The sequence below is a fragment of the Candidatus Eisenbacteria bacterium genome (assembly GCA_016867495.1).
GTDB lineage: Bacteria > Eisenbacteria > RBG-16-71-46 > CAIMUX01 > VGJL01 > VGJL01.
On sequence record VGJL01000070.1, the window covers coordinates 1 to 12,889 of the forward strand.

General features: G+C 67.4%; 14 protein-coding genes and 1 tRNA gene. 14 read left to right on the forward strand and 1 reads right to left on the reverse strand.

From position 1 onward, the window contains the following. The 10 genes from secG to FJY88_08020 all read left to right on the forward strand — a co-directional run. On the forward strand, window positions 1-297 hold a 297-nt coding region (gene secG / locus FJY88_07975; protein ID MBM3287270.1), incomplete at its 5' end, for a preprotein translocase subunit SecG. 34 nt (window positions 298-331) lie between these two features. Then, a tRNA-Leu gene (locus FJY88_07980) sits at window positions 332-413 on the forward strand. Further along, a complete protein-coding gene (locus FJY88_07985) occupies window positions 375-944 on the forward strand; it encodes a response regulator (protein ID MBM3287271.1) in 570 nt (189 codons plus the stop codon). Before FJY88_07980 ends, FJY88_07985 begins: the two co-directional genes overlap by 39 nt. Before the next feature lie 140 nt (window positions 945-1,084). Then, window positions 1,085-2,047 carry a DMT family transporter gene (locus FJY88_07990; protein MBM3287272.1) on the forward strand — a complete coding sequence of 321 codons (963 nt, stop codon included), beginning with the start codon at window positions 1,085-1,087 and terminating at the stop codon, window positions 2,045-2,047. A 48-nt stretch (window positions 2,048-2,095) separates the two neighbouring features. Then, on the forward strand, window positions 2,096-3,226 hold the full coding sequence (locus FJY88_07995; protein ID MBM3287273.1) for an acetoin utilization protein AcuC: 1,131 nt from the start codon (window positions 2,096-2,098) through the stop codon (window positions 3,224-3,226). Continuing rightward, a complete protein-coding gene (locus FJY88_08000; protein ID MBM3287274.1) occupies window positions 3,157-4,701 on the forward strand; it encodes a HAMP domain-containing protein in 1,545 nt (514 codons plus the stop codon). Before FJY88_07995 ends, FJY88_08000 begins: the two co-directional genes overlap by 70 nt. Further along, window positions 4,694-6,124, forward strand: a complete 1,431-nt coding sequence (locus FJY88_08005; GenBank protein ID MBM3287275.1) for a sigma-54-dependent Fis family transcriptional regulator — start codon at window positions 4,694-4,696, stop codon at window positions 6,122-6,124. The genes FJY88_08000 and FJY88_08005 overlap by 8 nt, the downstream gene beginning before the upstream one ends. A 1-nt stretch (window position 6,125) precedes the next feature. After that, window positions 6,126-7,001: a hypothetical protein gene (locus tag FJY88_08010; protein ID MBM3287276.1), complete on the forward strand. Its 876-nt coding sequence runs from the start codon at window positions 6,126-6,128 to the stop codon at window positions 6,999-7,001. 172 nt (window positions 7,002-7,173) lie between these two features. Further along, the gene (locus tag FJY88_08015) at window positions 7,174-8,106 is read left to right on the forward strand and encodes a hypothetical protein (protein MBM3287277.1); all 933 of its coding nucleotides are present in this window, start codon (window positions 7,174-7,176) and stop codon (window positions 8,104-8,106) included. A gap of 178 nt (window positions 8,107-8,284) precedes the next feature. Then, on the forward strand, window positions 8,285-9,160 hold the full coding sequence (locus FJY88_08020; protein MBM3287278.1) for a hypothetical protein: 876 nt from the start codon (window positions 8,285-8,287) through the stop codon (window positions 9,158-9,160). A gap of 187 nt (window positions 9,161-9,347) precedes the next feature. Here FJY88_08020 and FJY88_08025 read toward each other — a convergent pair whose 3' ends face one another. Then, the gene (locus FJY88_08025) at window positions 9,348-10,106 is read right to left on the reverse strand and encodes a hypothetical protein (protein MBM3287279.1); all 759 of its coding nucleotides are present in this window, start codon (window positions 10,104-10,106) and stop codon (window positions 9,348-9,350) included. Here FJY88_08025 and FJY88_08030 point away from each other — a divergent pair. The 4 genes from FJY88_08030 to FJY88_08045 all read left to right on the forward strand — a co-directional run. Beyond that, on the forward strand, window positions 10,022-10,861 hold the full coding sequence (locus FJY88_08030; protein MBM3287280.1) for a segregation/condensation protein A: 840 nt from the start codon (window positions 10,022-10,024) through the stop codon (window positions 10,859-10,861). The genes FJY88_08025 and FJY88_08030 overlap by 85 nt on opposite strands. Beyond that, window positions 10,858-11,550 carry an SMC-Scp complex subunit ScpB gene (gene scpB, locus FJY88_08035; protein ID MBM3287281.1) on the forward strand — a complete coding sequence of 231 codons (693 nt, stop codon included), beginning with the start codon at window positions 10,858-10,860 and terminating at the stop codon, window positions 11,548-11,550. The genes FJY88_08030 and scpB overlap by 4 nt, the downstream gene beginning before the upstream one ends. Before the next feature lie 3 nt (window positions 11,551-11,553). Beyond that, window positions 11,554-12,288, forward strand: coding sequence for an rRNA pseudouridine synthase (locus tag FJY88_08040; GenBank protein MBM3287282.1), 735 nt, complete (start codon window positions 11,554-11,556; stop codon window positions 12,286-12,288). A gap of 2 nt (window positions 12,289-12,290) precedes the next feature. Beyond that, on the forward strand, window positions 12,291-12,889 hold a 599-nt coding region (locus FJY88_08045), incomplete at its 3' end, for a hypothetical protein (GenBank protein MBM3287283.1).

Sequence of the window (12,889 nt, forward strand, 5' to 3'; positions counted from 1 at the left end):
GGACTTGCAGGGGCCTTCGGAGGCGGGGGAGGCAACCAGACCTTGTTCGGCGGGCGGGGAGCGACCACCTTCCTGACCAAGGCGACCTGGATACTGGGGGGCGGGTTCATGCTGACCAGCCTGATCCTCGCCCTGGCGATCGGACAACGCGAGACAAGCTCCAGGCCCAGGAGCGTCCTGCGCGACAATCCTCCCATAGAGCAGCAAGCGAGCCCGCAGCCCGGGGGCACGGTCCCGGGGAGCGCCATCCCGGTGGAGCCCGCGCCAGGCGGGGCGCCTGCCGGCGGCGGAAACTAGGCGATCTCGCCGCATTGCCTGACGGAGGAATCACGCGGAGGTGGTGGAACTGGTAGACACGTACGTTTGAGGGGCGTATGGGGCAACCCGTGCGGGTTCAAGTCCCGCCCTCCGCATGTGCCGGGCCTCTTCCTCAGGGAGAGGCCCGGATCCTTCATCAGGGGGCAGCCCGAGTGCATGCGGTCGTCAACTTCAGGTCGCGATTGGACGATTCATACATGGAGGGCATCCGAGCCGAGGCGACCATGGCCGATGACGGCGCGCACATCCTGATCGTCGATGACAACGACGAGGTTCTCGCCACTCTCTCCGAGCTTCTCGAGGCGGAAGGGTTTCGCGTCACCGCCTGCGGAAGCGGTCTCGCGGCGCTCCTCCGGATCGGTCTGGACCGCCCCAGCCTCGTCCTTCTCGATCTGAAGCTCGGCGACATCTCGGGGTTCGACGTGCACCGCGTCATCCGCGGGGACGCGGATCTCTCCGATCTTCCCATCCTGTTCATCTCGGGCGTCTATCTGGATCAGGAGCTGCTCCGCACCCGCCTCAACGATCCCCACGCGCGCCTTCTGCTCAAGCCGGTGCCCGAGAGCGAGCTCGTCGCCGAGATCGAGCGGGCCCGGTTGAGGGGCGCGCGGCCCGAGGCAGCCTAGAGCGGGGAACGATCGAGAACGGACCCGGGGCCCCGACCGCCGAGATTGACCGCCGCTTGACGAGACGGTGTAGGGCGGGGATTCGCACAGCTTCTGAGACGCTCGCTTGCTCCGTCGCCCTCACGCCCCTAGGTTGAGGGATGCGCGAGACGGATCCAGGCGGCGGACGGCAGAGGCTTTCGGGCGGCCCGGGCGGGGTGGCCGCCTTCGCTTCGCTCGTCGGCGTCGCGGCCGTCTGGGGAGCGACCTTTCCCCTCGTGAGAGGCGCGATCGAGGGAGTGCCGACCGCCTCGTTCCTGCTGATCCGGTTTCTCTTCGCAGGCGCGCTGTTGCTCCCCTTCGCCATCCGCAGGGGCGGACTCGCGGCGGTCATGCATCCGCGCGCCGCGAGCCCCGGGCTCTGCCTGGCGCTCGGGTATCTCCTTCAGACCGAGGGGCTGCGAACCACGGGACCGTCGGTCTCCGCCTTCCTCACGGCGACCAGCGTGGTCATCGTCCCTCTCTTGGCGACGATCCTGGGCTGGGAGAGAGCGCAGGCGCGGCGATTTGCCGCCGCCCTCCTCGCCCTCGCCGGCGTCTTCCTGCTGGCGGGAGGGGGCATGCCGACGGTCTGGTCGAGTGGAGAGACCCTGACGCTCCTGTGCGCGGTCGCCTTCGCGGGCCAGATCCTGCTCGTCGCGAAGATCGCGACTCCGGATAGCGATTCGCTCTCCCTCGCCGCGGGGCAGATCGCCTACGCCGCCATCGCCCTTGGCGCGGGCGCGATCGCGCGGGGAGGAGATCCTGGCGTGGCGGGTCTCGATGCGGAGGCCTGGTTCGCGGCGGGCTTCACCGGTCTGCTCGCCACGGCCGCCGCCTTCCATGTCCAGGCGTGGGCGCAGCGAAGGATCAGTCCGGGACCGGTGGCGATCTGCTTCGCGACTGAGCCTCTCTTCGCGGCCGCCTGCTCGGTCCTCTTCTATGGGGACCGGCTCGGCGTGACGGCATGGCTCGGCGCGATCCTCGTTTCCTGCGCAGTCCTCCTGACGCTGCCGGTCTTGCGCGCCGCGTCCGCGGCAGCGGGCGATCCGCGGCGGCGCGCCCCGCGCGGCCGGGTGGATTGAGTAGGTTCAACTCCTCTGGTAGATTCCGTCCTGAGGCAGGAGAGCTCGATGCGCCAAGGATTCGTCTTCCGACAGGACTCCCTCCGCTTTTCGTACGGGCCTTACCATCTTTTCCAGATCGAGCGACTGGCGGATGTGGCCCGCATGTGCCGCGCTCTCGGCCTCCTCCCGGTCAACGACTCGCCCATGACCTTCGACGAGGCCTCGCGGGCGGATCTGCAGCTCTTTCACGACCCAGACTACCTCGAGGCCCTGGAGGCGGGCGACTCTCTGTCGCCTCACGAGCAGCTTCGTTGGGGTCTCGGAACGGGAGACAATCCCGTCTTCGATGGCCTCTGGGAGTCCTGCCTCTTGACCGCGGGGGGAAGCCTGCGGGCGGCGCGGTGGCTTCTCGACGGCGCCGCCTCCGGCGATAGGAGGAGGGTCTTTCACCCCGCAGGAGGGCTCCACCACGCGCACAAGGCTCGGGCGAGCGGCTTCTGCTACATCAACGACGGCGTCCTGGCGATCAAGGAGATCGTCGACGCGGGACTCAAGGTCTGCTACATCGATGTCGACGCCCATCACGGCGACGGCGTGCAGGAGGCCTTCTACGACAGCGAACGAGTCTTGACCCTCTCGATCCATCAGGACGGGCGGACGCTCTATCCCGGCACGGGATTCGTCGAGGAGGTCGGAGAAGGGCGGGGCCGCGGGTATGCCGTCAACATCCCCGTCCTGCCTGGTTCGGGTGACGCGGTCTACGACTACTTCATCGAGGAGATCGCGACCCCGGTCCTGGCAAAGTTTTCGCCGGACATCCTCGTGACCGAAATGGGAGTCGACAGTCTCCGGGGCGATCCCCTGACGGAGCTCGAATGGTCGCTTGGCGGGCTGGATCGCTTCCTCACGTGGGTGGTGTCCACCGGGCTTCCTTGGCTCGCCCTGGGAGGAGGCGGCTACAACAGGTGGAATGTGATCCGCGGCTGGACGCTCGTCTGGGCCAGGATGCTTGGACGCGAGCTTCCCGAGTCTCGTCCGGAAGAGGACGAGGAAGGGCGTCTCCCCGTGGGCTGGCCGCGCGACTTCTGGGTGGAGGAGGGATCCGAGGGCGGCGCCAACCCCGAGACATGCTTGCTCCAGGTGCGCAGGGTGCGCGCGGCCGTGGAGGATCTCGTCATGCCCTGGATCGGCAGATGACCCCGGGGACTCGGAGGATCGCGGGACGCGCAGGCGGCCTGAGGATCCGCGGCCGCCTCCTGGTCTCCTTTCTGGGCCTTGAAGTCGGTCTGATCGCCCTCACGGCGGCCCTGATCGAACGCCAGGCGCGCGGCAGCCTGGAGGCAGAGCTGGCCGCCAGGCTGGAGGCGGTCGCCTCCGCCGCATCGACGCAGATCGATCCCTCCCTGATCGGTCCGCTTCTCTCGCTCGAAGCGTCGCCCGAGGCGGGTACGCGGACGAGAGCCAGGCTGGGAGAACGGCTCTCCCAGTTGCGGGCCGCCACAGGCGTGCGGAGGATCTACATCCTGGACCTCGATGGGAGGGGACATCTCGACACCGACTCGAGAGCGGTGCCGGGGGCGGATCTCCCTCAAGCGCGCGTGCACCGGCGCATTCTCGACAGGGCGGCTGGAGGCGTCTCGGCGAGCACTCCCCTGTTTCGGGACGTGACGGGGGAGATGCGCAAGACCGGGTACGCGCCGCTCTATGTGCGAGGAGAGGTCGCCGGGGTCGTCGGGGTCGAGGCGGACGCCGGGTTCTTGCGCGAGGTCGATCTTCTGAGGGGCAAGATCCTGCTGGTCGGGTTGCTCGGCTTCGCTGTGGCGGCGGTGCTCAGCTTCGGCATCGCGAGGAGCGTCACCCGACCGCTGGGCGATCTGGTCCAGGCTGCGCGCGCGATGGGGAGCGGGGATCTGAGCCACCCGATTCCGGCGGGCAGGCCGGACGAGATCGGATTCCTCGCGCGCACGCTCGATGAAGCCCGCGAGCGCCTCTCGGAGAGGGATCGGACCTTGCGGGCGATGGTCGCGGGGATTGCGCATGAGGTGCGCAATCCTCTTGGCGGGATCCAGATCTACGCGGAGCTGCTCGACGGGGACGAGGGGTTGACAGGCGGCCAGAGGGAGAGGGTGCGGAGGGTCTTGAAGGAGATACGGAGGCTGGGAGACATCGTGGAGGAGTTCCTGACCTACGCGCGCCCTCAGGCGCCGCAGCGACAGAGTTTCGACCCTTCGGGGCTCGTTGAGGAAGCCGTCGATCTCCTTGCGGGGCACCGGGAGGAAAGGGGAGTCAGGATCGAGATCGGCGCCCCGACCGAGCCGGCCCGCGTGGTCGTCGATCCGGGGCAGCTCAGGCAGATCCTGCTGAATCTGATCCGCAACGCGATCGAGGCCTCGCCGCGCGATGCGGCTGTGCAGGTCGGATGGGAAGTTCACGGCCCGACGGCCGCGATCTGGGTGGAGGATCATGGTCCGGGGATTCCCCAGGAGCAGAGGGATCGCGTCTTCGAGCCGTTCTACACCACGAAGGCTGCCGGCGCCGGGCTCGGCCTATCGATCGTCAAGCATCTCGTCGAGCAGAACGGCGGCAGGGTGAGCCACGAGAGGCCGCACGGCGGAGGGTGTCGGTTCACGGTCCGGCTGGAGCGGGGACGGGAGGATCCGAGAGGTGCCTAGGAAGGTCCTGGTGGTGGAGGATCAGGAGATCCTTCGCGAGGGGATCGTCGAAGCGTTGCGGGAGGCTGGCTTCGACGCGCGAGGCGCGAACGGCCTCGAGGAGGCGCTTCGCCTCTTCCAGGTGGAGGGCGCCGACGCGGTCGTCACCGACCTGCGCATGGAGGAGCCCGATTCCGGACTGAAGCTCTTGGAGAGGATCAAGGGCGCCCAGCCACTGACCGAGGTTCTCCTTGTCACGGCCTACGCGACTGTGGAGCACGCCGTGGCGGCGATGAAGGCCGGCGCGGCCGACTTCCTCGTGAAGCCGGTGAACCTCGGGCATCTCGTTGAGAAGGTTCGCGCCGTTCTGCGAATACGGGCCGACCGGGAGGCCCTCGAGAAAGAGAGAGAGAGGTCGAGCTACCTGCAGCAGGAGATCGACGAGCGATTCAACGATGGCGAGATCATCGGCCGCTCCGCGAAGATGCAGGATCTCTATGCCCGCATCACGAAGGTCGCCCAGACGCCCAGCTCCGTCCTCGTGACGGGGGAGAGCGGAACCGGGAAGGAGCTTGTCGCCCGCGCGATCCACCGCCTCTCCGATCGGAGCTCCTGTCCATTCATCCGCGTGAGCTGCGGGGCCCTCGCAGAGGGGGTTCTCGAGAGCGAGCTCTTCGGCCATGAGCGGGGCGCCTTCACCGGCGCCATGCGCCAGAGGCGGGGCCGTTTCGAGCTGGCGGACACGGGGACGCTCTTCCTCGACGAGATCGCCGAGACGACCGGCTCGACGCAGGTCAAGCTCTTGAGGGTCCTGCAGGAGAAGAGCTTCGAGAGGGTGGGAGGAGAGCGGACGATCCAGGTCGATGTGCGCCTGATCGCCGCGACGAACCGGAACCTCAGGGATGCCGTCGCGGGCGGCAGCTTCCGGGAGGACCTGTTCTACCGCCTCCATGTGATCCCGATCGAGTTGCCTCCCCTGCGCGATCGGAGGGAGGACATTCCACTCCTCTGCGATCACTTCCTCGACCGGCTCTCGCGACGCATGAACAGGGATCGGCCGATCATCCGCGACGAGGCACTGAAATTGCTAGTTCTGTACGACTGGCCGGGGAATGTCCGGGAGCTGGAGAACGTCCTCGAGAGGGCGTTCGTCCTCTGCGAGGGGGGCGAGATCCGGGTCGAGGACTTGCCGTTCGCGCCCCGCGATGTCGGAGCGCCCGGGTGGTTTCCGCCGGGCGTTGTGCCGCTGCGTCAAGCGGTGCAACTCCTTGAGAAGGAGCTGATTCGAAGGGCGCTGGAGGAAGCCCGTGGGGTCAAGCAGGAGGCCGCGCGCAGGCTCAGGCTGAAGCCGAGCGTCCTCTACTACAAGCTGGAGAAGTATGGTCTTGCGAGCCAGTCGGAAATGCCCGAGGACCGCGCGCCCGGTGGCGACGCCCGATCTTAGGTTGATCGCTTTCCTGACGCTTGCCCTCGGATTCCTGACGTTGTCCGCCTCGGCGGCGCCCCTGGACGATGCCATACGAACCTTGGACCTCCTGGAATCAGCGAGGACCGGCATCTTGCGCGAGGCCGACTCCCTCGGCCAGATCCTCTCCGACCTGCCGAGCTTGGAGGACCCGCGAGCCAGGGATCTCTTCCGTCGGGCCGAGGACCTCGGAAGACGGTCGTCCGAGGTCGAGGTGGAGATCTTGCTGGCCAGAGGGCGGTGCCGTACCCTGGCCATCCAGGAGATGGAGGGGCTGGAGATCGGCCCCGGCTCGCGTCAGGAGGATGTTCTCGCCCGCGGTTCCGAGATCCTACGGTTGCTCGAAGGCCGTCTCGGAGATCCCTGGCGCGGCGAGGTGGTCATGGTCGAGCCGGACACCTTGGATGGGTATGAGACGCTTCTCGACAAGGAGGCCTACCTCCAGGACATCCAGGACCGCCTTCTGGATCTCGACAGGCAGATCGAGCGACGGATCGCAAGCGTCGGCAGAGAACGCGCTCTTCGCGTGGAGACCGAACGCCTCGCCGACGAGGCCCGCTTCCTGGACGAAGGGGGGCGGGTCGGTTCCGACGACGCGGCCCTCCTACCCGGTGGGGGTGGGTCGACCGGAGGCAGTGGTGACCTCAAGCCGTGGACCATGCGAGAGGGTGTTCTCGGAGACGGCGATGCTTCGTCGCTGCTACGAACCCCGATCGAGATCGGCGGCGAGGGAGACCCCGTCGAGCTGCTCCGGGCCGCGCGTTCCCAGCTCGCGCAGGATCTGAGTCTTGTCTCCGCATCCCTCCGTCGAACCCGCGATCTCCAGGAACGCTTCGAGTCACGACCGCGGCCTTGATCCTCGGCCCGCGCGCCTTCTTCGGGCGTGCGCCTTCACACTCTCTGTCGCATCGGCTCTGATACTTGCCGGCGGTCTCGCCTCCGCCTCCCGAGGGGATTCTCCGCTGCGCGGCAGCGTGGGCTGGGGGTGGGACTCGAATGTCCTGGAGAGAATGGGATCCCGGGATCGAGTGGATGACCAGTTTCTGCGCCTCCAACTCGATCTGTCCCCGAGGAGGGCCAGACTCGGCGGCAAGAGCCTCTCGGTCCGCCTGAGGGGGTTCGCGGAGAGATACAACGAGGTCGTCGCGGACAATCGACTGCAGGCGGAATGCTCAATCGACGGGCAGGCCGCTATCGGGAAGAGGTCGGCGATCTGGCTCGGCGGTCGGCTGGAGGGGCGCAGCTACCCGGACAGCGCCGTGCGGGACTTCAGAAGAGGGACCGTTCTTGCAGGGGTCGTCGCCCCTGTGCCGGCGGGGAGGCTCGGACTGTCGGTCGCCTTCCGGGGGGCCGACTTCGCTCGCACGCCCAGGCGCGACCGGATGAGCCGTGCCCTGATCCTGGAGTTTGCGAGACCCCTGCGCCGGGGCCTGGATCTGAGCAGCGCGGCCGAGTTCGAGTGGAGCCGGCTGGGCCGCCCGGCGATCAGGAAGCTCGCCGGCTGCGCGCCCGAATACGGAGGCGACCAGCGCGATCGAAGCCGCGAGATCCGGCTCAGGGTGCGGTACGTCCGGGGGTGGCTCTGGGAAGCGGGCTTCGGGTGGGAGTCGCTCCTCTCGAACTCCTTCGGGTTCTCGCGCGGAACGAAGCGATTCGAGGGAATCGTCGCAGGCTGGTTGCCGGCGAGCATCATGCTCCGCGCTCGGGGGAGGTTGGAGCAGACCAACTACGAGGATGACGACCTTGGCTGCATCTTCGTCGACGCGGGCAGCGATCCTGAGGCCGGGGAGGAGCTCAGCACGATCCAGGTCAGGCTCCGGCGGCGGCTGAGGGGCGCGCTCGCTCTGGAAGGGGGCCTCTCCGGTTTTCGAAACGAATCGCTCCTCGTCGGCCACTACTACGCGAAGTGGGTCACTTCCGTCGGTCTCATCTGGTCGCCTGGGGATGAGTCAGCTTTCTGACGCATGGAGGCGCATCGCTCCGGAAACCTGAGAAGCCGCTCGCAGGGCGTTCCCGAGCGCATAGTGGTGAGACGCATGTAAGCTCTTGCCGTGTATGATGTTATGCGCTACTTGATGAGGGGGATGGTCCTGGCATGAAACACGCAACTGCTCGATGCCGTTGAGGAGTGCCTATCCGATGCGATACTCAATCGCAGCCACCGTCCTCTTGGGGACCGCCCTCGCGGTGGTCGCCGCTTTCGTGCTTGGTGGCTGCTCGGAACGGGCGCCAACGGCTCCGCAGCGGTCATGGGAAGAGGTCCGCTATCACTGGAGCCAGACTTCGGGGAACGACTACCACGACATCGTCATCTCGGACTCGGGCGAGATGATGTGGGAGCTGCAGGGGCAGAGGGCGCCGGCTCGGGGCCTCCTGTCGGGTGGGAACCTGGAGACGCTCACCCGTCTCATCGACGCCCTCCCCTCTGCAGGATTCAGAGGATCGACTTCCTGCGATGAGGCCTTCTTCGTCTCCGTTCTCGGGGCCTCGGGCCGTCAGGAGTATCGTGGGGGCGCCTGCGACCAAGGCGTTCCCGAGGAGATTCAGTCCCTCGTAGCTCAGTTCGAGGGGTGGATAGAGTCCTCCCGGGAGTACCGCAGGGTTCCGATCTCCCTTCGGACACTCGTCCAGGGGGACGACGCGGCTGTAGCAAAGGAGACTCTTCGGATTGCCCGGGACCGAGATGAGCTCGTTGGCATGCTCGATCTCCTGCGCCCCGGGTCGCCGCTCGTGCTGCCGCCCGTCGACTTCGGCCGGGAGATCATCGTGGGGATCTTCGTCGGGGAGAGGCCATCGGAAGGGCATGCAGTCGCGGCAGCCGGGGCTTACCGCACCGAGGGCGGACAGATCGTGATCCTCGAAGAGCGGACCTCTCCCGGGTCAGGGTGCCGATCGGGGCGGCTCACGTCTCCATTCGTCCTTGTCGCGGTGGAAGGGAGCGCCGACGCGGATGTGTTGCTCGAGATCGACGTTCACGCGCTGTCGTGCGGGCCGGAGGGGAGCCCGACCCGATGAGCGCGAGGCGGGTCTCTGGGGCAGGGTTCGGATCGATGTTCATGGTCCCGGTGTGGTTCGCATCGACGCCGGGGAAGGGTGTGGCTGGAAGGTTGGGCATAGATGGTTCAGCAGGGAAATCCCCTGGAATCAACATCCCACTCCACCGAGGGCTTGCACAACCTGAGTGAGGAGGGGGTCCTTCCGGCTACCTATTGGGCGATGCGGGGTCCGGTTCTCCGGGCCCCGCATCGTCATTCTGTTCCTTCTCCTCGTGCAACTCCTGGCGGCAGCGGCGGGCGAGCTCACGAAACGTCAGAAGGATCCGCTCCGTGTGGGTGCCGCTCCAGAACACCCGGCCGCAGGCCGGGCATGATCGGTAGATCCTGCGCGTCGCTGCGACGTGAGGGGGAACCTTGGGGCGCACCTCGTCAAGGAGCGCGCGGTCGAGGGCCCTGTTGCAATCGGCGCAGCGGCTGAACGGGCGCGCGGTGGCGAAGATCGGCCAGCGCCCGGCCGCTTCCACCAGCTGTTCGGTCCATCGATCCGAACGGATGATCATTCCTCCCATGGGAGGCCATGCGAGCCCAGCTTCCGGAAGGCGGGCGGACCGCGTCAGGAGCGCGCGTTCCTGCGAGCGGGCGCGCGCGACCGCCGCGACGAGCGTGTCGCTCCGGCACCAGGCTGCGTCATGGCCGAGGAGGCGAAGGTAGCGGGCCAGCCGGCCGAGAGAGGAGTCGAGGGAGTAGCGGAGCGGGCCATGGGCGTTCACGGATTCTAGCCTACCACGTCTCCGGCCGCTCTGCCCGCGGATCGCGCATTGACAGGGGCCGTCCGCATGCCTAGCTTGCCCATGAGGGCGCAGTCCCGCACGCGACAAGGATGAACGAACTGAAGCCTTACGGCGGAATCGACACAAGCCAGTTCCGCGGCCACCCGGTCGACCTCGAGGTGTTCTCCGGTCCACTCGATCTGCTGCTTCATCTGATCCAGCAGGACCAGATCGAGATCTGGGAGATCTCGATCTCGCGCATCACGCGGCAGTATCTGGAGCATCTGCAGAGGCTGGAGGCGCTCAACGTCGAGATCGCGGGAGAGTTCCTCGTGATGGCCGCCACCTTGATGCGGATCAAGAGCCAGATGCTCCTGCCGCGTCCCGCCGCGCCCGAGGAGGACGGGGACGGGATGCCGCTGACGCGGGAGGGGCTGATCCAGAGACTTCTGGAGTACCGCCGCTACCGGGACGCGGCACAGGTGCTCCGCGACATGGAGGATGAGAGGCGGCGATCTCTTCCACGGGGATGGGCCCCTCTGCTCGAGAAGAGCCACCTCTATCCGCTGCGCGAGGCGAGGGCCGTCGACCTGGCGACCTATCTGCGGGAAGTGCTCGAGCGACCCGCTCCGATCGACACGCACGAGGTCCAGCTCGAGGAGATCAGGCTAGAGGAGAAGATCGAGCAGCTGCTCGCGGCGATCGCCTCCCGCGGCGATCCGATCCCATTCCGCGAAATGATCGCGCGCCCCTGGTGGCGGCTGGAGTGGATCGTGACCTTCTTGGCGCTCCTCGAGCTGATGCGCCAAGGAAAGGCGATTGCCCTGCAGGAGGAGTCGTTCGGAGATCTCTGGGTCCTGGCGGCGCCTCCATCCGAGCAGGGTCTCGAGGGCCACGACCTAGACGGCGAGCGGATGACGGAGCCGATGTCCATGGAGGGAATGCCGTGATGAACATCTCGAGGATCCTCGAAGCGATCCTCTTCTCGGCGGAGGCTCCCCTCACGGCCGAGCAGATCGCCTTCGCCCTGCCCGATGTCCCTCAGGAAGAGATCGCCGCGGCTCTCGAGGATCTCCAGCAGCGCTATGAAGCGGAGCAGCGGGGTTGGCGCCTCGAGCAGATCGCGGGCGGGTGGCAGCTCTTGTCTCATCCGGATCTCTACTCCTTCGTTGAGCGGTTTCTCGAGGGGAAGAGGCGCTCCCGGCTCTCGCGGGCGGCCCTCGAGGCCCTCGCGGTGGTCGCCTATCGCCAGCCGATCACCCGGGGCGAGCTCGAGGACCTGCGCGGCGTCGACTGCGCCGGAGTGCTTCACACGCTCATCGAGCGCGATCTGGTGACCGTGAGCGGCCGCTCCAATGCGATCGGCAGGCCCCTCCTCTACAAGACGACCGATCGCTTCCTCGAGCACTTCGGACTCTTCTCTCTCTCGGATCTGCCGCACCTCGCGGAGGTCGAGGCGCTCTGGGGGTCGGAGGATGTGCGCACGCAGCTGGAGGCGGAGCTCGCGCGCAGGCTTGGCCCTGCCGGCGATCCGTCGGGGAGTCCAGCCGGCGACCGCCCCGGAGAGGCTTCCGCGGAAGCCTTCCCGCTGTCGGAGGTGGAGGGGGGGGCGCTGATCGACCATGCGATCGGGGACTGACGGTTGAGACTGAACAGGTTTCTCGCCCTCTCCGGCCTGGGAGCGCGACGGAAGTGCGAGATCCTGATCCGCGAGGGGCGCGTCGAGGTCAACGGATCGACCGTCGACTCCCTGGCCTATCCGGTCGACCCCGCGAAGGATCGCGTCGTCTGCGATGGAGTTCGCGTCCGGCCACCCCGTACGCAGTTCTACCTGATGATGAACAAGCCGTCAGGGGTGGTCGTCTCAGCGCAGGATGAGCGGGGACGGAGCACTGTCTACGATCTCCTGCCCGAGCGCCTGCGCGGCAAGGTGCGGGCGGTCGGCAGGCTCGATCGGGGAAGCGAGGGGTTGCTCCTCTTCACCAACGATGGGATCCTCGCGCACGCCCTGCAGCATCCGAGCCGGGGCGTAGAGAGGCTTTATCTCGCGTGGGTGACCCCTCCGCCCGGGAAGGACGCGCTCGCCGCCTTGCGGCGGGGCGTCGCCCTGGGGAAGGGGGAGCGGAGCGGCCCGGCGACCGTCCGACTGCAAGCGGCTCGAGGAGGGACTGCCCGCGTGAGGGTGGGGCTCCGTGAGGGCCGCAACCGGGAGGTGCGGAGGATGTTCCGGAGCGTTGGTTGTCGGGTGTCGGCGTTGCGCCGGGTCGCCTTCGGGACGCTCCTGCTCGGCCCGCTTCGCGCCGGCCATCTGCGGCGCCTCACCGCGACGGAAGTGGCCGCGCTCCGCAAGGCGGCCGGCCTGGCGGAGAAGGAGTAGAAGTGGGCATCGCGGAGCAACGCAGGCGCCTCGACGCGATCGACGCTCAGATTCTCAGGCTCCTCGCAAGCCGTCTCGAGATCGTCGCCCGGATCGGGGAGGAGAAGCGGCGTCTCGGCGTCTCGACCTACGACCCGATGCGCGATCATGAAGTCATCGACCGGATTCTGAGGGAGGGAAGGGGGCGCCTTCCCGCGGTGGGGTTGCGCTCCCTCTACCGCCAGATCATAGCGGCGAGCCGCGGGCTGGAAACGCGCAAACCGGTCGCCTTCCTCGGCCACCCGGGCGGCTTCACGAATCAGGCCGCCCGGGAGCGATTCGGGGACGAGATCGCTCTTGAGGCGTGCGAGTCCCCCGCGCGAATCCTCGCCGGCCTCGACGCGGGCGATTTCGAGTACTGCGTAGTCAGCCTGGAGCCCTTCCCCTTCGAGCCCCACTTCGATCGAATCGATCTCTTTCTCCACTCAGAGGCGAGGATCTTCGCAGAGTTCTACGTCGTTCGCCGCGCGGGGCTCTTCGCCCGTCCGAAGGCGCGAGGCGTGAAGAACGTCTTCGTCTGTCCGGGGATGATGTCCGTCTGTTCGCGGTGGGTGGCGCAGGC

What these genes read in the sequence shown, in the direction of transcription:
- FJY88_07990 (MBM3287272.1), top strand. Translation starts at nt 1,085, where the DNA reads ATGCGCGAGACGGATCCAGGCGGCGGACGGCAGAGGCTTTCGGGCGGC.
- FJY88_07995 (MBM3287273.1), top strand. Translation starts at nt 2,096, where the DNA reads ATGCGCCAAGGATTCGTCTTCCGACAGGACTCCCTCCGCTTTTCGTAC.
- FJY88_08020 (MBM3287278.1), top strand. Translation starts at nt 8,285, where the DNA reads ATGCGATACTCAATCGCAGCCACCGTCCTCTTGGGGACCGCCCTCGCG.
- FJY88_07985 (MBM3287271.1), top strand. Translation starts at nt 375, where the DNA reads ATGGGGCAACCCGTGCGGGTTCAAGTCCCGCCCTCCGCATGTGCCGGG.
- FJY88_08000 (MBM3287274.1), top strand. Translation starts at nt 3,157, where the DNA reads ATGCTTGCTCCAGGTGCGCAGGGTGCGCGCGGCCGTGGAGGATCTCGT.
- FJY88_08030 (MBM3287280.1), top strand. Translation starts at nt 10,022, where the DNA reads ATGAACGAACTGAAGCCTTACGGCGGAATCGACACAAGCCAGTTCCGC.